The sequence below is a fragment of the Variovorax sp. AC103 genome (assembly GCF_979254005.1).
This window is the reverse complement of record NZ_CEEDFC010000004.1, coordinates 62,836-79,198: the sequence shown is the minus strand read 5'-3', so window position 1 is coordinate 79,198 and position 16,363 is coordinate 62,836. Positions and strand designations below refer to the sequence as shown.

At 67.4% G+C, this 16,363-nt stretch carries 19 protein-coding genes; 9 read left to right on the top strand and 10 right to left on the bottom strand.

From position 1 onward, the window contains the following. The first annotated feature begins 254 nt into the window (after positions 1 to 254). The 4 genes from AC0IYU_RS07010 to AC0IYU_RS06995 all read left to right on the top strand — a co-directional run bounded on the left by AC0IYU_RS07010 (position 255) and on the right by AC0IYU_RS06995 (position 2,036). The gene (locus tag AC0IYU_RS07010; protein ID WP_472114547.1) at positions 255 to 533 is read left to right on the top strand and encodes a hypothetical protein; all 279 of its coding nucleotides are present in this window, start codon (positions 255 to 257) and stop codon (positions 531 to 533) included. 270 nt (positions 534 to 803) lie between these two features. Then, a complete protein-coding gene (locus tag AC0IYU_RS07005; protein WP_472114544.1) occupies positions 804 to 1,115 on the top strand; it encodes a hypothetical protein in 312 nt (103 codons plus the stop codon). 170 nt (positions 1,116 to 1,285) lie between these two features. Next, positions 1,286 to 1,627, top strand: a complete 342-nt coding sequence (locus AC0IYU_RS07000) for a hypothetical protein (RefSeq protein WP_472114541.1) — start codon at positions 1,286 to 1,288, stop codon at positions 1,625 to 1,627. A gap of 79 nt (positions 1,628 to 1,706) precedes the next feature. Continuing rightward, positions 1,707 to 2,036, top strand: a complete 330-nt coding sequence (locus AC0IYU_RS06995) for a hypothetical protein (protein ID WP_307644159.1) — start codon at positions 1,707 to 1,709, stop codon at positions 2,034 to 2,036. 221 nt (positions 2,037 to 2,257) lie between these two features. Here AC0IYU_RS06995 and AC0IYU_RS06990 read toward each other — a convergent pair whose 3' ends face one another. Then, positions 2,258 to 3,151 (bottom strand): LysR family transcriptional regulator, encoded by an 894-nt coding sequence (locus AC0IYU_RS06990; RefSeq protein ID WP_472114539.1) that lies wholly within the window; start codon positions 3,149 to 3,151, stop codon positions 2,258 to 2,260. Between the two features lie 89 nt (positions 3,152 to 3,240). On the opposite strand from AC0IYU_RS06990, the gene AC0IYU_RS06985 reads away from it, so the two are divergent. Then, positions 3,241 to 4,029, top strand: a complete 789-nt coding sequence (locus AC0IYU_RS06985) for an NAD(P)H-dependent oxidoreductase (RefSeq protein ID WP_472114536.1) — start codon at positions 3,241 to 3,243, stop codon at positions 4,027 to 4,029. Here AC0IYU_RS06985 and AC0IYU_RS06980 read toward each other — a convergent pair whose 3' ends face one another. The 4 genes from AC0IYU_RS06980 to AC0IYU_RS06965 form a co-directional block, all read right to left on the bottom strand. Next, positions 4,030 to 6,123, bottom strand: a complete 2,094-nt coding sequence (locus AC0IYU_RS06980; RefSeq protein ID WP_472114534.1) for an alpha/beta hydrolase domain-containing protein — start codon at positions 6,121 to 6,123, stop codon at positions 4,030 to 4,032. 62 nt (positions 6,124 to 6,185) lie between these two features. Then, positions 6,186 to 7,151, bottom strand: a complete 966-nt coding sequence (locus AC0IYU_RS06975) for a Bug family tripartite tricarboxylate transporter substrate binding protein (RefSeq protein WP_472114531.1) — start codon at positions 7,149 to 7,151, stop codon at positions 6,186 to 6,188. Positions 7,152 to 7,204: 53 nt separating this feature from the next. Continuing rightward, positions 7,205 to 7,573, bottom strand: a complete 369-nt coding sequence (locus AC0IYU_RS06970) for an AtuA-related protein (protein ID WP_472114529.1) — start codon at positions 7,571 to 7,573, stop codon at positions 7,205 to 7,207. Beyond that, complete coding sequence (locus AC0IYU_RS06965) at positions 7,570 to 8,961, bottom strand: acyclic terpene utilization AtuA family protein (RefSeq protein WP_472114527.1); 1,392 nt, start codon at positions 8,959 to 8,961, stop codon at positions 7,570 to 7,572. The genes AC0IYU_RS06970 and AC0IYU_RS06965 overlap by 4 nt, the downstream gene beginning before the upstream one ends. Positions 8,962 to 9,049: 88 nt before the next feature. Between AC0IYU_RS06965 and AC0IYU_RS06960 the strand changes: the two genes are divergently transcribed. Next, positions 9,050 to 9,967, top strand: coding sequence for a LysR family transcriptional regulator (locus AC0IYU_RS06960; protein WP_472115223.1), 918 nt, complete (start codon positions 9,050 to 9,052; stop codon positions 9,965 to 9,967). Here the strand turns inward: AC0IYU_RS06960 and AC0IYU_RS06955 are convergent. The 3 genes from AC0IYU_RS06955 to AC0IYU_RS06945 all read right to left on the bottom strand — a co-directional run bounded on the left by AC0IYU_RS06955 (position 9,950) and on the right by AC0IYU_RS06945 (position 12,514). Continuing rightward, positions 9,950 to 10,528 carry a GNAT family N-acetyltransferase gene (locus AC0IYU_RS06955; RefSeq protein WP_472114524.1) on the bottom strand — a complete coding sequence of 193 codons (579 nt, stop codon included), beginning with the start codon at positions 10,526 to 10,528 and terminating at the stop codon, positions 9,950 to 9,952. The genes AC0IYU_RS06960 and AC0IYU_RS06955 overlap by 18 nt on opposite strands. 184 nt (positions 10,529 to 10,712) lie before the next feature. Further along, entirely contained in the window at positions 10,713 to 11,477 is a 765-nt protein-coding gene (locus tag AC0IYU_RS06950) for an FABP family protein (RefSeq protein ID WP_472114521.1), read from the bottom strand. Between the two features lie 68 nt (positions 11,478 to 11,545). Beyond that, on the bottom strand, positions 11,546 to 12,514 hold the full coding sequence (locus AC0IYU_RS06945; protein WP_472115220.1) for a Bug family tripartite tricarboxylate transporter substrate binding protein: 969 nt from the start codon (positions 12,512 to 12,514) through the stop codon (positions 11,546 to 11,548). Between the two features lie 104 nt (positions 12,515 to 12,618). On the opposite strand from AC0IYU_RS06945, the gene AC0IYU_RS06940 reads away from it, so the two are divergent. Both AC0IYU_RS06940 and AC0IYU_RS06935 read left to right on the top strand, forming a co-directional pair. Then, complete coding sequence (locus AC0IYU_RS06940; RefSeq protein ID WP_472114519.1) at positions 12,619 to 13,500, top strand: class I SAM-dependent methyltransferase; 882 nt, start codon at positions 12,619 to 12,621, stop codon at positions 13,498 to 13,500. Between the two features lie 124 nt (positions 13,501 to 13,624). Continuing rightward, positions 13,625 to 14,014 (top strand): DUF427 domain-containing protein, encoded by a 390-nt coding sequence (locus AC0IYU_RS06935; protein WP_472114517.1) that lies wholly within the window; start codon positions 13,625 to 13,627, stop codon positions 14,012 to 14,014. A gap of 132 nt (positions 14,015 to 14,146) precedes the next feature. Here AC0IYU_RS06935 and AC0IYU_RS06930 read toward each other — a convergent pair whose 3' ends face one another. Together AC0IYU_RS06930 and AC0IYU_RS06925 are read right to left on the bottom strand one after the other, a co-directional pair. Beyond that, positions 14,147 to 14,527, bottom strand: a complete 381-nt coding sequence (locus AC0IYU_RS06930; RefSeq protein ID WP_435484097.1) for a helicase SNF2 — start codon at positions 14,525 to 14,527, stop codon at positions 14,147 to 14,149. 162 nt (positions 14,528 to 14,689) lie between these two features. After that, positions 14,690 to 15,343 carry a TetR family transcriptional regulator C-terminal domain-containing protein gene (locus tag AC0IYU_RS06925; protein ID WP_435438533.1) on the bottom strand — a complete coding sequence of 218 codons (654 nt, stop codon included), beginning with the start codon at positions 15,341 to 15,343 and terminating at the stop codon, positions 14,690 to 14,692. Positions 15,344 to 15,497: 154 nt separating this feature from the next. On the opposite strand from AC0IYU_RS06925, the gene AC0IYU_RS06920 reads away from it, so the two are divergent. Continuing rightward, positions 15,498 to 16,349 (top strand): uracil-DNA glycosylase family protein, encoded by an 852-nt coding sequence (locus AC0IYU_RS06920; RefSeq protein WP_472114514.1) that lies wholly within the window; start codon positions 15,498 to 15,500, stop codon positions 16,347 to 16,349. Positions 16,350 to 16,363: the final 14 nt, after the last annotated feature.

The following is a 16,363-nucleotide window of genomic DNA, read 5'->3' as shown; positions in this document are numbered from 1 at the left end:
TTCAGTTGGCCCGCCTGCGATTTGCCTCTTTAAAGTGGATGCCCCTGTCACTCAAAGCCCCACCTAGCGGGCAAGGAAGGCGTCACACACAAGACTTCGGATGAACGAGCCGCTGGCTTCGCGGCGGGCCTTCGGTGCAGCATGCATCGGGGCGAATGCGAGGCAAACAAGAAAGAAGGCGACGGCCGGGGTGCGCAAACACCCCGACCGTCTGACCACCTGAAGTGCATCACCTTGGAAATAAGGCACAACAAATGGCTAAACGAATTATGGCCCGGCGTCGCACGCCGGCATCTCCCGCAGCAACCACCACCAACGCGGGCACCAGCGGCCCCAGCGCCGCGGACCTCCTCGAAAACAAACTGGAGCAGTTGAGATCGCTGCTGTGGTGCTGCCGCGGCGAGGGGATCGAATGGACGGCTGGCGACGGGCCGACGCATCTGGAGAACATGCTCTGGATCGCGACGGATCTTGTGCACGAGGCGAGGGAGTTGTTTCAGCAGTGCGCGGGCGAGTGGGAGCCGGAGGCCTGATGCGGGCTGGCCCTGGCTGACGGCGGCGCGTGCGGCGGGGTCGGTGCATGGGCCAAGCCGCCAAGAGCAGCGGTGCGTGCGGTGCGGCATCGCTGAACTCAAACGGCGCATCTGCCGCTCGGACACGTTGAGGTGAATGATGGCCTTCTGTTGGCTGTTCAACTCAGCGTTGATAGTCGGCTTTGCCAGCGGAAGCGGGCTGTCGTTGGCCGAGGCTAGACTTCCGGGTTCGGCCAAGACCGGTCATTCCACGCTGCGGCAAAATTCGGCATGAATCACACGCTAGAGAACCTGTTTGCGAACGTCAGGAAGCAGAATCCATTTCGACCAGCAGTGAGGTCGGTTGCTCTTCTTGGTATGCGGGGGGATGACCAGCCGTGGTACATGCAAGTCCGGTTTTACGATTTCGCCACGATGGACATCGAAGGAGACCACCTGATGTTCAGCCTCCAAGAGGCGATCAACCGTGCTCAAGCGGATTATGGAATTTTGGAGTCCGACTGGCGGCCGTTGCAGCCGGGCGAAGTTGACTCAATTCCGAGCTTCATCGCCGGGGAGCGAATTCAACGAAAGGGCTTCTGAAGCAGCCAGCAACCGGCCACAACCGGTGGCCGCTTCGTCAGGCAAACTTCGGCCACGACCGGTCATTCGCGAGAGGCGCCGAATCTGCCTGTCTCTGCACTCAGCGGCTCGTGCAGCGAAATTGGTCCGGAGCGCACCTTTGCTGACCGCCTCGCTTCTTCTCGTTCTAGATGAATCCTCCACCAACTCACGTACCCGGAAAGCCATATCATTTCTTCTCTATCCCGCTGATGATTCAACCGAACCTGTGGGATGAGAAGACATCAGTAATATTTCGTGGTGTCCAGTTTTCCGTGCTCTACATGATTCCTGTGCTGATCATGTCCGTCATCATCCCGCTTGTAGTGTTGTTCCCCGCCATGGACTTCAGAGAGATCGGAGCACTCCTCGCTGCGGCCCCCTTCTGGATTCTTGCTGGCTACTTCCTACTAGCTCTCGCCGTCGGATTATTTGTTGGTCTCTATCATTATTCCGATTTCTTGAAATTCACTGGTCACCGGTCTATTCATTGAGATCGACGGCGCTCGGCCAGAACCGGACATTTCCCGGAGGCGGGCGGCCTGTCTTCGCCGCAAACAATGGAGGACTGGCATGTGGAAACGGTCTGAGGTTGACCCGAGCAAGAAGTACCAGGTCGCGCTTTGCGCGTCGCCAAGTGGCAGTAGGTCACATGCACTGCATCCTCTCGAGCATGGCGTACCCCCGGAGAACACGGTTTTTCTAACTGAAGTTGTGCCCACAGACTTGCTGCTGCGTCGCGATTTCAATGGCATCTCGAAATCGGTTCGCATTGTTGGTGGCAAGCAATACTGGGTGGACGCCCACGGCGTGTGGTTCACCATGGAAGAAGTGAGTGCCTTGGAGGAAGAGCTCGAGGTGCCCTGGGTTAACGGCGTTCCTCCCCACGTTGCGCCCAAGTGATTCAAGCCTGGGCTGCTGAGTTCGTAGCAATCGGCGTCCGCTTTGGAGTGGGGCCACAGACGGCTTTGGGCCCGAAAGAGACATTCACCAGACCCGGCCTAACGACTGCAATGAATCTGAAGCCGACTCCAATTGCGTGATCCTCACATCGCCTCTTGCCCACGGTGGCGCCAGGCGTATCGCTCGAGAATTTGTTCCACCAGAACACCCCTCCAACGCCTTCAACGACTCCCCGCAATCCACTCCCGCAACCATCGATGCCCCGAGTCCCGATGCCGTCGCTCATGCCACAGCATTGCCATCTCATACCCCGGCACCTCCAGCGGTGCCTCCACCACCCTGAGTCCCGGCGCGCCGCGCGCCAGCCGCTCCGGCAGCATCGCCACCATGTCTGTCTGCGCCAGCACCGACATCATGAAAAGAAAGTGCGGCACCGACAGCGCCACGCGCCGGCTCAGGCCTTGTTCGGCCAGCGCTTCATCGGTCGGCCCGGCAAAGCCGCCGCCGCCGGGCGACACCACCACGTGCTCCAGCACACAGAACTGCGCGAGCGTCGGGCGCCGCTTCAGGCGCGGGTGCCCTGCCCGCCCTGCAAGCACATAGCGCTCGTGGAACAACACCCGCCGGTGCAGGCCGGGCGGTGCACCCACGCTGGTGTGAAAGAACAGGTCGATCTCCCCTTGCTCCAGCTGCCGCGCCATGCGTGACGGCACGGCCTCCACCACGGCCAGCCGCGTGCGCGGCGCCGCGGCGCGCAACCCGGCCAGTGCCGGCAGCAGGATGGCCGACTCGGCATAGTCGGCGGCGGCCACGCGCCAGGTGGTGGTGGCTTGGGCGGGGTCGAAGGGCTTCGTGGGCGCCACCGCGCGGCCCAGCGATTCGAGCGCTTCGCGCAGCGGCTCCCGCAGCTCGTCGGCGCGCGCCGTGGGTCGCATGCCGCGTTGCGCGGGCACCAGCAGCGGGTCGTCGAACACCTCGCGCAGCCTGGCAAGCTGCACGCTCACCGAGGGTTGCGACAGGTTCAGGCGCTCGGCGGCGCGTGTCACGTTGCGCTCGGCCAGCAGGGTGTCGAGCGTGACGAGCAGGTTCAGGTCAAGGCGGCTGAAATTGTTCATGGCAATACCTGGAATTCAAACTATTCATTTCCAATATAGCGCCACGCTGCCTAACCTGAGGGCTCATTCATTCGAAAGCCTCAGACACCGTGAACATCCTGCTCGTTCTTGCCCACCCCGAAGCCGCCTCGCTCAACGGCTCGCTCCATCGCTTCACGGCCAAGCGCCTTGCCGCCGCGGGCCATGCCGTGCGCGTGTCCGACCTGTACGCCATGCGCTGGAAGCCCGCGCTCGACGCCGACGACTTTCCCGCGCGCGACAGCGCCGCGCGCTTCGACCCCTCGCTGGAGTCGCTGCGCGCCTTCGAAACCGGAACCCAGGCGGCCGACATCGCCGCCGAGCAGCAGAAGTTGCTGTGGGCCGACGCGGTGATCCTGCAGTTTCCGCTGTGGTGGTATTCGATGCCCGCCATCCTCAAGGGCTGGGTCGAGCGCATCTATGCCTATGGCTTCGCCTACGGCGTGGGCGAGCACTCCGACACGCACTGGGGCGACCGCTTCGGCGAAGGCACCCTGGCCGGCAAGCGCGCGATGCTGGTGGTGACGGCGGGCGGCTGGGAGTCGCACTACGCGCCGCGCGGCGTCAACGGGCCGATGGACGACCTGCTGTTTCCGATCCAGCACGGCATCCTCTACTACCCGGGCTTCGACGTGCTGCCGCCGTACCTGGTGTATCGCACGCACAAGGTCGACGCGGCGGCCTACGCGCGCATCACCGAAGAACTGGGCCAGCGGCTCGACACGCTGTTCACGACCGAGCCGATTCCGTTCCGCCCGCAGAACGCCGGCGACTACGACATTCCCGCCCTCACCCTGCGGCCCGACATTGCGCCGGGCCAGGCAGGGTTCGCGGTGCACAGCGCACCGCGTGCGGACTAGTCAAGGCAGCACCGGGTTGGCGACCGCGTTCGCGATGGCCGCATCGGCATCGACGCGCAGCATGAAGCGCCTGGCCACCAGGTCATTGGCGGCGGCGGTGACGGCCGCGACGTAGCCCGCCTGGTCCACGTAGCGTTCCTGCAGCGACAGGCGCGGGTCGCCCGCACGCAGCGCCGGGGTCTTGGCGAACGCGAAGTACGAGCCGAACAGCCCCGCCTGGTCGATGCGCCCGGGCACGTTGGTGGTGTTCCACCCGGTGTTGGTGCCCAGCGGCACGGCCACGTCCACGCTTCGGATGCCTGCGACGTCGTTGCCGTCCGCGTCCACCTGCGGCACCAGGATCGCGTAGTCGCGCCCCAGCCTGGCCGGTGGCACTTGCGTGGCGATGCCGCTCTCGTCCTGCGGGCGGTAGTTGGGACCCCAGTCGAGCAGCGAATAGGTGTTGACCAGCCCGGTGTAGCTCGCGCCCGGAATGGCCGGAAACCTGACCTGCTGCGGTCGCACCAGCGTCGCATCGGCCAGCCTGGGCACCTGGCTGTCGGGCGGCGTGGTGCCGTTGACGACCCAGTCGTCGAGGTTCTGGTACAGCGCACGCACCACCGGAATCACGCCCGTGTTCGCATTGGTCGCATACAGCGCACCGGCGCTTGCGCCCGGCAGCGAGGCCAGGCCCAGCAGGTGATGCGAGCTCGCGTAGTAGTAGATGCGCGCGTTGCCGGGCTGCACCAGGTCGGCGCTGCCCCACGCATCGGTCAGCAGCGGCGAACCCTGCAGGGTCCAGAACTCGGTACCGCTGAAGCCGATGAAGAGCTTGGGGCAGGTGCCACTCGCCTCACAGCGCGACAGAATGCCGCCTCGGCGCTGCGCCACGTCGTCCACGTAGTCCTTCGACAGGCCGCGCGCACCGGCCTGGCCGAAGGCGCTGTGGTCGGCGCGCACGCCACCGCCGCCGCCCGGCACCGAGAAGCGCATGTTGATGTTGGTTTGCCGCGCCGCAATCTGCGCGAACACGCCGTCGAACACCTTGCCGCCCGCGCTGTCCTCGTTGAAGCCAAGATGAACGAAGGTCTTCATGAAGTTGCCGCACTGCGACACGCCCGAGGCAATGGTGTTCCTGATGGCGGCGGCCACCGGGTTGGCGGTGCCTGCGGCGTCGCTCGCGCTGCGATGGAAGAAGCCGATCATGTCGCGCAGCGCGGCCAGGCCCAGGCCCATGACCTTCGGGTCCTTCGCGACGTAGACCAGCTCGTACAGGTACGCCGGATCCCACTTGTCCTTCAGGCACACGTTCGTCTCGTCGGGCGTGCCGGGGAACGGCGTGGCAGCACCGCACTTCGCGAACTTCCATTCGCTCGCGGGAATGAGCTGGCGCGCATCGCCTTCGTTGACGCGGCGCGTGAGCACGTAGCCGGGCTGCGTGTTGTCCAGGCTTGCCGTGGCATAGGCCTGCATGGCCGCGTTGAACGGGCCGCCGGGCAGCGGCAGCGAATCGTTGGTGGCCGTGGTCGGCAGCAGTTCGGCACGGTAGGTGCCGGTGATCGAACTGCCGTCGGCATTCTTCGCGACCGGCACCTTCAGCGTGAGCTTGCCCGGCGCGGCCGGCACGTCGCCCTGCCACGCGGCCGTGAGGAACACATGGCCGCGCGAGGCGAAGTACGGGTCGAGGTTGACGATGTTGCCGCGGTTCGGCGCGTCGTAGCGCAGCACGCCGCTGGCCTTGCGCATGTCCTTGGGCTTGAAGAGCACGAAGTCCGACGCGTACTCGACCTTGCCGTTGGCGTTGAGCGGCGCGAGTTGCAGGTCCTGGATGATGGCGTTGCGCGGGTCCTTCGGGTCGACCTCGCCGGTGAAGGTGCCGCTGATCTTCTCGTAGGCGCCCACGCTGCCGAAGGTGCCGGGCACGTCTTCGGTGGCGGTGATGGCGAGCTTGTACCTGGGGGCGGCCGCAGCCACGGGTGGCGTGGCCGCGGGCGATGTCGTGGTGGCGGCCGGGGGCGGCAACAAACCGCCCCCTCCTTCACCGCTGCCGCCGCATGCACTCAGAAAAAGGGCGGCCGAAGCCACCGTGGCAGCCAAAGGGCTCCAGCGTTTCATGGTTTGTCTCCTGTTGTATGTCTTGTGTCGTCGCGGCGCCGATGCGCGTTACGGCGTGCCTGCTACTCGGCTTCGATGCCCGCAGCCTTCACGATCCGGCCCCACTTCTGCGACTCGGCGGTCTGGAACTTGCCCAGCTCTTCCGGCGAGGTCGTGAACACCTCGGTGCCGGTCGGCTCGTAGAAGGCGGTCTTTGCGGCGTCGCTCTTCGCGGCCTTCACCAGCAGTTCGTTCAGGCGCTTGACCACGGCGGGCGGGGTCTTCGCGGGCGCGTAAGCCGCGAACCAGTAGCCCATTTCGTAGCCCTTCACGCCGGCCTCGGAAATGGTGGGCACGTCGGGCGCCAGCGGCGAGCGCGCGGCGCTGGAAATGCCCAGCGCGCGCAGCTTGCCCGCCTTTACCTGCGGCAGGCCGGTGGCCGTGTCGGTGATCATCATGTTGATCTGGCTGCCCAACAGGTCGGTCACGGCCAGCGTGTTGCTCTTGTAGGGCACGTGCAGCAGCTTGATGCCGGCCATCTGCTGCAGCAACTCGCCCGCCATGCGGCTGGACGAACTGCCGCTGCCGAAGCTGTACTTGCCCGGGTCCTTCTTCGCGAGCGCGATGAACTCCGCCACGCTCTTCGCGGGAAATGCAGGGTTCACCACCATGATCTGCCCGCCCTTGCCCAGCGCGGCGACGGGCGAAAAGTCTTTCACCGGGTCGTAGGGCAGCTTCTTGAACAGGTGCTCGTTGGCCGCGTGCGTGGTGTTGGTGGTGATGAGCACGGTGTAGCCGTCGGCGGGCGCCTTGGCCACGGCCTGCGAGGCGATGAAGCCGCTGGCGCCGGCCTTGTTGTCGATGATGACGGCCTGCTTGGTCTCGGTGGCGATCTGGTTGCCGAGCGCGCGCGCGATCTGGTCGGTGGCGGTGCCGGCCGCAAAGGGCACGACAAAGGTGATGGCCTTTTCGGGGAAGGCCTGCGCATGGCCGAGCAAGGGCACCATGGCGAGGGCGACGGTCAGTGCGGCAAGGGGAAATCGTTTCATTGTTTTGTCTCCGGATGGAATGGGTGAGTGAGGGAAAAAGGGAACGTGTGTCGCTACGGCCCGGCCAGCAAGGGCACGAGCGCGCGCGGCACGCGAACGGGCATGTCGAGCAGCAGGAAGGACAGCGCCTTGCCGTGCGCATCGAGGTTCAGCGCATCGTTCACGCCGCCGTCGAGCACGGCGTCGAGCACGAAGTTCATCGCGTGCAGTTTCGGCAGCACGAAGCGCTGCACCTGCGAGGGCGCGCGGTGGCGAAACTGCGCGGCCACGCGCTCGGGCGTGAGCTGCGCAACCAGCAGCTCGAACAGGTCCGCGTGCCAGGCGATGACGCTGATGTTCGAGCGGTCGCCCTTGTCGCCCGTGCGGCCATGGGCGGCGCGGTACAGGGGCACTTCGACCGTGTCTTGCTCAGGGGTGTTCATGCGAGCGCCTCCGCGTCCAGCAGTTCGAAGCGAACCGGAATGGCGTCGCGCGGCAGCAGGCACGACAGCGTGTTGAGCCGCGGCGTGAGCGCGGTGCGCACGCCGCCGCCGCCCGCGGGGCCGCAGGTGTAGAGCGCCATGACTTCGCGCGCCAGGCGCTCGGCCTGCGCGCGATCGGTGTGCGTGGCGGCCACGCGCAGGCGCACGTCGCGCAGGCCGGCGTCGGGCGTGTCGGCCAGCACGCGGCCGGCGTCGTCGCCCAGGATGCTCAGCGCGCCGATCAGGTCCACGCGCAGCGCGAGCCCTGCCAGGCGCTTTTTCAGCACGTCGGCCGCGAGCCGCGCACGCGCTTCGGCGCGCGGGCCCGCATAAGAGATTTCTCCCTCGGCCAGCCAGCCGCCTTCGTGGCAGACGTTGACCTTGTAGCGGCCGGGCCGTTCATGGCCGCGCACGCCGGAAAGTTCGACGCGGTCGGCGCCCGGCAGCGCGCGCACTTCGGCATCGGCGATGTCGGCCACCACGTCGGGCGTCAGGTAGGCGGCGGGGTCGTGCACTTCGTAGAGCAATTGCTCCTTCACGGTCGCTTCGCTCACGAGGCCGCCGGTGGCGTCGGCCTTGCCGATGGTGCAGCGGCCCTCGGCGTCGATCTCGGCGATGGGGAAGCCCACGTTTTCGAGCCCCGGCACGTGCTTGTAGCCGGGGTCGGCGAAGTAGCCGCCGCACACCTGCGCGCCGCATTCGAGCAGGTGGCCTGCCATGGTGGCGCGGCCCAGGCGGTTCCAGTCGTCGGCGCGCCAGCCGAAGTGCGACATGGCCGGCCCGACGGTGAGCGAAGGGTCGGCCACGCGGCCGCACACCACGATCTGCGCGCCCGCGTCGAGCGCGGCGGCAATCGGCTCGGCGCCGATGTAGGCGTTGGCACTGACCACGCGCAGCCCCTGCATCTGTGCGCCGAGCGCTTCGTTCAGCAGCGCGCGGTGCTCGGGGCCCGACAGGTCGTCGCCCTCGACCACCGCGATGCGTGGCGCGCTCGCACCGAGCTCGCGCGCCATGCGGGCGATGTGCCGCGCAGCCGCGCGCGGGTTGGCGGCGCCGAAGTTGCTCACGATGCGGATGCCGTGCGCCAGGCAGCGCGCCAGCACGGGCCGCAGCATGTCGTCGAGCAGCGGCTCGTAGCCCGCGTCGGGGTTGGCGCGGCGGCGCAACTGGGCCAGCGCCAGCGTGCGCTCGGCCAGGGTTTCGAAGATCAGGAAGGCGCGCTGGCCTTCGGGCCCGCTGGCCAGCCGCGCGATCAGCGTATCGACCACGGGCCCCGCGGCGTCGGTGCGGTCGCCCGAGAAGCCGGCGGCGCAGCCGATCAACAGCGTGGGCGTTTCTGTAGCGTTCATTGCCGTGCACTGTAGGCAGCGCCCCGTCATCCGTAAAATCGAAACTTCGGATCAATTGATCTGCTTTTCAAATGACTGCTCCATGCCCCTGAGAAAGACGCCCGACCTCTCCACGCGGCAGCTGCGCGCCTTTCTCGCGCTGGCCGAGCACCGCAACTTCACGCGCGCGGCGCAGACCAGCCACCTGTCGCAGCCGGCGTTCAGCGCGCTCATTCGCACGCTCGAAGACGCGGTGGGCACGCGCCTGTTCGACCGCGACACGCGCAGCGTGCAGCTCACGCCCGAAGGCCAGCTGTTCGAAGGCTCGGCGCGCCGGCTGCTCGACGACATGGGCAGCGCCATGAGCGACCTGGCCGACCACGTGGAGCGCCGCAAGGGCCGCGTGCGCGTGGCCGCCCTGCCCTCGCTCGCGGCGGGTTGGCTGCCGGCGGTGTTCGCGGAGTTCATGCAGGCGTGGCCCGGCATTCGCGTCGACCTGGACGATGCGCTGTCCGACGCCTGCATTGCGCTGGTGCGCAGCGGCCAGGCCGACTTTGCGCTCGCGGCCTCGGGCGCCGGTGGCACGGCCGGCAGCGACCTGCGCGCGCGCAAGCTGTGCAGCGACCGCTTTCACCTGGTGTGCCGCGCCGACCATCCGCTGGCGCGGGAGGCGCGCCTCACGGTGAAGAAGATCGCGCCCTACCCCTTCATCCAGATGGCGCGCAACAGCAGCGTGCGGCAGGGGCTCGACGTGGCGCTGCACCCGCAGCGGCTGAACGCGGTGTTCGAGGTGGAGCACCTGGCCACCGTCATGGGCCTGGTCGAGGCGGGTCTGGGTGTCAGCGTGGTGCCGGCCCTCACGCTGTTCCACTTCCAGCGCCAGACGCTGGTGACAAGGCCGCTGCCGGTGGCGGGCCTTACCCGCACGCTGTACCTGGTGCAGCGGCGCGAGGGCAGCCTGTCGGTGGCGGCGCAGACGCTGCACGACCTGATCGTGCAGCGCCTGGGGTCACTGAAGCTGGACTGAAGCGGGCAGCACCGGCGCCCTGCGTGCATCGAGCGAGTACACGTACTGGTCGTGAACGACGTCGCCGATCTTCTCGGCCTTGCTCAGCACCCCCTCGCGAACGAAGCCCAGGCGCTCGGCGAGCTTCTTGCTGCGTTCGTTGCCGGTGGCGCACTTGATGATGCAGTGGTGAACCAGGTCGGCATCGGAAAACGCGCGAATCATCGCCGCCACCGCCGTACTTGCCACGCCCTTTCCTCGTGCGGCGCTGCCTAGCCAGTAGCCGATGTCGCCGCTCTGGCTGGCATGGTGAACGACGTTGAAAGACACCACCCCCTGCAGCGCCACGCCGCGCCAGACGCCGTAAGTGGCGCTCTTGCGGTCCTGCCGCGCGGCTTCGCTGGCCGCGCAGAACGCGTGCGTGTCCGCCTGCGTGCGCACAAAACGCGGCCAGTCGAGCGCGGCAAGCAGGCCCTCCCTGTTGAGCTCGACGAGCTGGTGCAGCGTCGGCACGTCTTCCACGCCGATGTGCCGCAGCGCAAGGCCGCCAGGGGCGGCCACGTGCAATGGAAATTCGTTCATTGGTACTCCCTGTCTTTTTTTGTGAAAGCCGGTTGCCCGGCCGCGCGATGCTAGCGCCGTACATTCGGGCGCGACCGCGGGCAGGCCGATTCAGGCGCTGCCGAAGACAAGGAAGTCACAGAGCTGCCGGGAACCAGAACGTGGTGTCGTTCTGGCTGGCTCAGGTCACTGAGCCCCTACCGGTTCAGGCCACGGCATCGGGCACGCCGGGCACGCCAGGCACGCCGGACGCGCCGGCCACGCCCGCGGCACTCGCAGCGACGGCCGAGACGACCTGTGCCGCCGCCGCGCCCGCGGATTGCGCGGCCGCCTCGGCCAGCGCAGCCTGGGCCGTCGGGTTGGGCGTGGCCTCGCCGATCTTGCGCAGCGTGTTGCGGTCGGTGTGCCTGAAGGGCTCGGCCTGGCCGCGCACGCTCAGCACCGTCTCCAGCACGTAAGACCAGCCGCCGTCGTCATGCACAGTCACCTCGATGCTGTAGCTCTGCGTCTTGAACGCATGCTCGAGGAACGGGTTGGCCAGGATGCCGTTGGTTTCGCCGCCGCGCACCGCCTCGAGGCGGAAGCTGCGCGCATCGGCCTGCGCGTGGCCGGTGGCCATGGCGGTCAGCCCGCGCGGAATCGACAGCGTCTGGATCAGCGCGCCGGTGGCGGGCTCCCAGAGCCAGTAGCCGACCTGGTCGTGAAAGCTCTCGACCTCGTTCGGCTTGACGATGCGCAGGTGGTAGCGCAGCCCGTAGAAAATTTGCGGCCCGTTGGTTTGCGCGTCGATGGGCTGGAACTCCGCGTGCTCGATGTAGCCCTCGGCCTCGGGGCCGTCGGCCTTCGGGCTCACGTCGTGGCCGTGCCCGCCGACCCACAGCCCGGCCAGCGCCGCCAGCGGGCCCAGGTTGGCGAGCGTGTGCGGATCGGGCTCGGGTTCGGTGTAGATGTCGTCGGGGTAGTTGGCCATGTTGTTCTTCCTCGTGGTTTTTTGATGGATGTCTTCGCAGGTTCGTCGCTGTGCAGGCAGCCTGCCAGTCACTGGTCGAGCCGAATGCCCACCCTTGCAATGATCGCGCCCCACTTGCGCCCCTCGCTGTCGATGAAGGCCGCGAATTCCTCGGGCGAGCCACCGCCCGCCGCCAGCCCCTGGTTGGCCAGCAGCTCGCGCACGGCGGGCGCGCGCAGCACGGCGTTGACGTCGGCGTTGATGCGGCGCACCACCTCGGGTGGCGTGCCGCTGGCGGTGAAGAAACCGTTCCACGCGAGCGACTCGAAACCCGGGTAGCCCGACTCGGCCACCGTGGGCAGGTCTTTCATGAGCTCGGAGCGCCGGGCGCTGGTCACCGCGATGAGCTTCACGCGCTGCCCCTGGATCAGCGGCAGCAGCGCGGGCGCCACGGTGAACAGCGCCTGCGTGTCGCCCGCGGCCAGCGACAGGCCCGCGGGCGGCGAACCCGCGTACGGCACATGCACGGCCTCGATGTGCGCCACGCTGCGAAACAGCTCCATCGTGAGGTGCGACGAACTGCCCGCGCCCACCGACGCATAGCTGAACCGGTTGCCCCGCTTCTTCGCCCACTCGACGAATTCCGCCAGCGTGTTCGCCGGGTTGTTCGCCTGCACCGCCAGCACGTTGGGCTGCGAGGTCGTGAGCACGATGGGCACCAGGTCGCGCGCCGGCGCATAGGGCATGCGCGCGTACATGTAGGGGCCGAAGGCGATCGGTCCGTTGAAGCCGATACCCAGCGTGTAGCCGTCGTGCGGCGCCTTGGCCACCGTGTCCATGCCGATCAGGCCGCCCGCGCCGGCCTTGGTCTCGATGACCACGGGCTGCTTCCACATCACGCGCAGGCGGTCTGCCAGGGTGCGCGCAATGAGGTCGAGCGAACTGCCGGCGGGCGCGGGGACGACGATGCGCACGGGCTTGCCCGGCCAGTCCTGCGCGCAGGCACCGGCGGCCAGCAGGCCGGCAAGCAGGAAAGTGGCGAGCTTGTTTTTCTTCACTTCGGTCATTCGATGGCGGGGTGGGATCGCGCGAAGTTTTATCACCGAAAGTGCTTGCATCGCCCGTGCCAGCAGGCACAAGCCGATTCCCGCATGATCTGGCGATGACCTCATCCAACGTGTTTTCCTCCCGGCGCCGCGGCCTCGTGGCCGCCGCCGCGCTGCTGCCGCTGGCGGGCGCCACCGGCCTCGTGAAAGCCCAGACGGGCAACGCCACCACCTTGCCGCCCAAAGCCGTCGAAGCCTTGCGGGCGGCGGTCGACGGCCCGCAGCGCAGCCCCGCCAACCGGGCCCGCGACGGCGCGCGGCACCCGCTCGAAACGCTGGCCTTCTTCGGCATCCGCCCCGACGCGACGGTCATCGAGATTGCGCCCGGCGGCGGCTGGTACACGGAGATCCTCGCGCCCTACCTGCACGACCACGGACGCCTGTATGCCGCCCATGAACCGGCCGGCGGCACGCCCGGCCAGCAGCGCGCACGCGCCGCCTTTCGCGACAAGCTCGCGCGCGAGCCGAAGGTGTACGGCCGCGTCGTGCTCGGCACGCTGCCCACCGCGGCCTTCACGGACATCCGCCCGCCCGGCGGCGCCGATGCGGTGCTGACGTTCCGCAACATCCACAACTGGATCGAGGACGGGCACTTCGACGAGAGCCTGCGTGCCTTCTTCGACGTGCTCAAGCCCGGCGGCGTGCTGGGCGTGGAAGAGCACCGCGCGGCGCCGGGAACGAGCTTGGCGCGCGTGATCGCGAGCGGCTACGTGCCGCAGGACCTGGTGATCGAGCGCGCGAAAGCTGCAGGCTTCGAATTCGCGGGCAGCAGCGAGGTCAACGCCAACCCGCGCGACACCAGGGACCATGCGAACGGCGTGTGGTCGCTGCCGCCCACGCTGCGCGGCGGCGAGGTCGACCGGGCGAAGTACCTGGCGATCGGGGAGTCGGACCGGATGACGCTGAAGTTCGTCAAGCCGCGCGCGTCCGGCAAATAGCCGGGAGCTTTGACCACGCTGCCGGCAGGCAGATTCGCGGGGGGCTTCAAACCGGCGCGACATCGCGGCAAGATGCGCATCCGCCGATTCCTGCGTCACCCTGACCCGAGAGAAGGAGCAAGCCATGTTCGCCACCCCCGAACGCACCATCAAGACCCCCGGCCCCGACCATCCGATTGCCATCGCGAAGAACCCGCTTCGCGTGGTGGTGTCGGTCGATGGCCACGTCATTGCCGACACGCGGGACGCGCTGACGCTGCGCGAAGCGCACTTCGGCACCGTGCACTACATCCCGCGCAAGGACGTGCGCATGTCGCTGCTGGAGCGCACCTCGCACGCGACCTACTGCCCCTACAAGGGCGAAGCCGCCTACTACAGCATTCCGGCCGGCGGCGAGCGCTCGGTGAATGCGGTGTGGACCTACGAGGCACCTTACGAGCACGTCGAACAGATCAAGGACCACGTGGCGTTCTATGCGGACCGCGTGGGGCCTATCGAAGAGCGCGCCGCTTAGACATCTCACAGGCGGGCGCAACCCCGCCTGCCCACCCCACCCTCGAACGGCAAAAAGCCGGGCCCCGCTTTCGCAGGGCCCGGCTTTTGCACATGTGCCCTCGCCAGCGGCGGGGCAACGTCGTTCAGTCGATTACAGCGGCAGTGCGTCGCCGCGTGCTGCTGCGCGGGCTGCGGCACGCACGGTGGAGCGGTCGATGCCGCTGGCCAGCACCGGTGCCACACGCGAGCTCACGCCTTCTGCATACGGGTTCTCGCTGTGTGCGGCGGCCACGGCTTCGGCGCGGACGGCGGCGCGGCTGGTGGTCGATGCGATCAGTTGCACGGGGCCTTGGTTGGCGCCGTCGGCATAGGGGTTGGCGCTGTGCGCGGCCACCACGGCCTGGCTGGCGACGTCGGCACGGCTCACGGCCGAGGTGATTTGATGCACGCCGTCATAGCTCTCGGCATGGGCAGCACCGGCGGCGGCCAGAAGAGCGATGGAGATGGCGGAGAGGAGCTTCGAGGCGGTCATTTGGATTTCCTTCAATTGGTTTCGGTTTTGGTTCCCTGGATCAGCTGAAGGGCTGGTCCATGGGAAGAATTGTGCGCCGATACCCAAGGGAAAACCCTGGTCAAAAAGAACCGCGGTGTTCATGTGATGGAAACAATCGCGGCGTGCCGAGGCCGCGATCGGTCAGTCGATCAGCACACCGCCGAGCACCGTGCCCACGATGCTTTCCAGCGCCTGGTCGTAGTGCGCGGCGGTGAGCTTCTTCACCTGCAGCACGGCATTCACGATGGGCTCGTAGTCGGCATAGAACTGGGTCGCGGCCCACAGCATGAAGAGAAAGTGCCGCGGGTCGATCTGGCGGATCTTCTTGGCGGCCATCCAGGCCTCGAACACCTCGATGCTGGCGGCCGTGCTCTTGGCGATGTGCGCACGGTCGGCCGCCGACAGGAACGCACCGCCGCGCACCACCTCGTTGGCGAACAGGCGCGCCTCCAGCGGGTTCTTGCGGCCCAGCTTGAGCTTGGCCTGCACATAGGCACGCAGGGCCACGGCGGGCTCGGCGTCCGCCTGCAGGATCTGCAGTGCGCTGTCCCACTCTTCGAGCAGCGGCGCGAAGGTGGCGCTGTAGAGCTCTTCCTTGGTGGCGTAGTAGTAGTAGACGTTGGCCTTGGGCAGGCCCGCGACGGTGGCAATTTCCGCGATGCGCGCGCCGTCGAAGCCCTTGGCGGCAAACACCTCGCTGGCGGCCTTGAGGATCTTGCGTTTGTTGGCCGCCCTGATCTCCCGATCCGCGGGGTTGTCCGGCAGGGGGGATCGGGGAGTTTTGGTGTCGCGCATGGGCAATGGTGTCGCTGGTGAGCGGGCTCAAATTCTAGAGGGCGCCCCGAAACGGAGCACGGGCAGGCACCAAAAAAATTCTGACCAACTCGTCAATTTATTCCTTAGAATTTCCTGACGAACTGGTCAGCTTTTTGAAGTTTGAATGTAACCCATGCCCCAAGCCCTGCGCACCGCACTGCAAGAAACGCTCGCGAACTGGCCCGACGACCTGCCCGATGCGTGGCGGGCGGTGCTGGGCGATGTGAAGCTCGATTTCGAAGGCGTCGACGCGGCGCTCGAACTGCAGGCCTGGGAGCCGATCTTTCCGGCGCGCAAGGGCCGGCAGCTGGCCGGCAGCCCCAAGGGCGCGCACATGCTCAAGGCCTTCGACAGCGTGCCGCCCACGCAGGTGCGCTGCGTGGTGCTGGGGCAAGACCCGTATCCGTCCATCGACATCGCCACGGGCCGTGCCTTCGAAGTGGGCAACGTGGCCGAGTGGCGCGAGCTGGACAAGATGTTCACCCGAAGCATCCGCGCCTGGGTGCAGATGCTGGCCGAGGCACGCACCGGTGACGCGGCCTACGGCGGCAGCTTTGCCAACTGGCCGCGCACGCTGCAGGCGATCGAATCGGGCGCGCTGCCCTTCGAGACGCCCGCCACGCTGAGCGACCGCTGGATCGACAGCGGCGTGTTGCTGCTCAACACCTCCTTCACGCTCAGCCGCTTCCAGGTGGGCATCGACCCGCACCAGTCGCGCGGCCACCTGGTGGTGTGGAAGCCGCTCATCCGGGCCGTGCTGTCGTACCTGCGCAAGCGCGGCGAGCCGGTGGTCTTCATGGCCTTCGGCGTCGCTGCCGTCGAGGCCTTCCAGGCGGCCGGCATCGCGCAGGACCGGCATGGCAACGTCGCCTGCATCCTGCGCGAACACCCCGCCTACGCGGAGGCGGTGCTGGGCCTGCCCAACCCCTTCGTCCTGTGCAACGCCCATCTCGCCGAGATGGCATGCGACCCCATTTCCTGGTGACGGCTGGAAACCCC

Bases quoted from the DNA above. Each gene is read 5' to 3' on its own strand.
- AC0IYU_RS06990 (WP_472114539.1), bottom strand. From the start codon at position 3,151: ATGAACAATTTCAGCCGCCTTGACCTGAACCTGCTCGTCACGCTCGAC.
- AC0IYU_RS06955 (WP_472114524.1), bottom strand. From the start codon at position 10,528: ATGAACGAATTTCCATTGCACGTGGCCGCCCCTGGCGGCCTTGCGCTG.
- AC0IYU_RS06940 (WP_472114519.1), top strand. From the start codon at position 12,619: ATGACCTCATCCAACGTGTTTTCCTCCCGGCGCCGCGGCCTCGTGGCC.
- AC0IYU_RS06980 (WP_472114534.1), bottom strand. From the start codon at position 6,123: ATGAAACGCTGGAGCCCTTTGGCTGCCACGGTGGCTTCGGCCGCCCTT.
- AC0IYU_RS06970 (WP_472114529.1), bottom strand. From the start codon at position 7,573: ATGAACACCCCTGAGCAAGACACGGTCGAAGTGCCCCTGTACCGCGCC.
- AC0IYU_RS06965 (WP_472114527.1), bottom strand. From the start codon at position 8,961: ATGAACGCTACAGAAACGCCCACGCTGTTGATCGGCTGCGCCGCCGGC.
- AC0IYU_RS06920 (WP_472114514.1), top strand. From the start codon at position 15,498: ATGCCCCAAGCCCTGCGCACCGCACTGCAAGAAACGCTCGCGAACTGG.
- AC0IYU_RS07005 (WP_472114544.1), top strand. From the start codon at position 804: ATGAATCACACGCTAGAGAACCTGTTTGCGAACGTCAGGAAGCAGAAT.
- AC0IYU_RS06995 (WP_307644159.1), top strand. From the start codon at position 1,707: ATGTGGAAACGGTCTGAGGTTGACCCGAGCAAGAAGTACCAGGTCGCG.
- AC0IYU_RS06975 (WP_472114531.1), bottom strand. From the start codon at position 7,151: ATGAAACGATTTCCCCTTGCCGCACTGACCGTCGCCCTCGCCATGGTG.
- AC0IYU_RS07010 (WP_472114547.1), top strand. From the start codon at position 255: ATGGCTAAACGAATTATGGCCCGGCGTCGCACGCCGGCATCTCCCGCA.
- AC0IYU_RS06925 (WP_435438533.1), bottom strand. From the start codon at position 15,343: ATGCGCGACACCAAAACTCCCCGATCCCCCCTGCCGGACAACCCCGCG.
- AC0IYU_RS07000 (WP_472114541.1), top strand. From the start codon at position 1,286: ATGAATCCTCCACCAACTCACGTACCCGGAAAGCCATATCATTTCTTC.
- AC0IYU_RS06930 (WP_435484097.1), bottom strand. From the start codon at position 14,527: ATGACCGCCTCGAAGCTCCTCTCCGCCATCTCCATCGCTCTTCTGGCC.
- AC0IYU_RS06950 (WP_472114521.1), bottom strand. From the start codon at position 11,477: ATGGCCAACTACCCCGACGACATCTACACCGAACCCGAGCCCGATCCG.
- AC0IYU_RS06935 (WP_472114517.1), top strand. From the start codon at position 13,625: ATGTTCGCCACCCCCGAACGCACCATCAAGACCCCCGGCCCCGACCAT.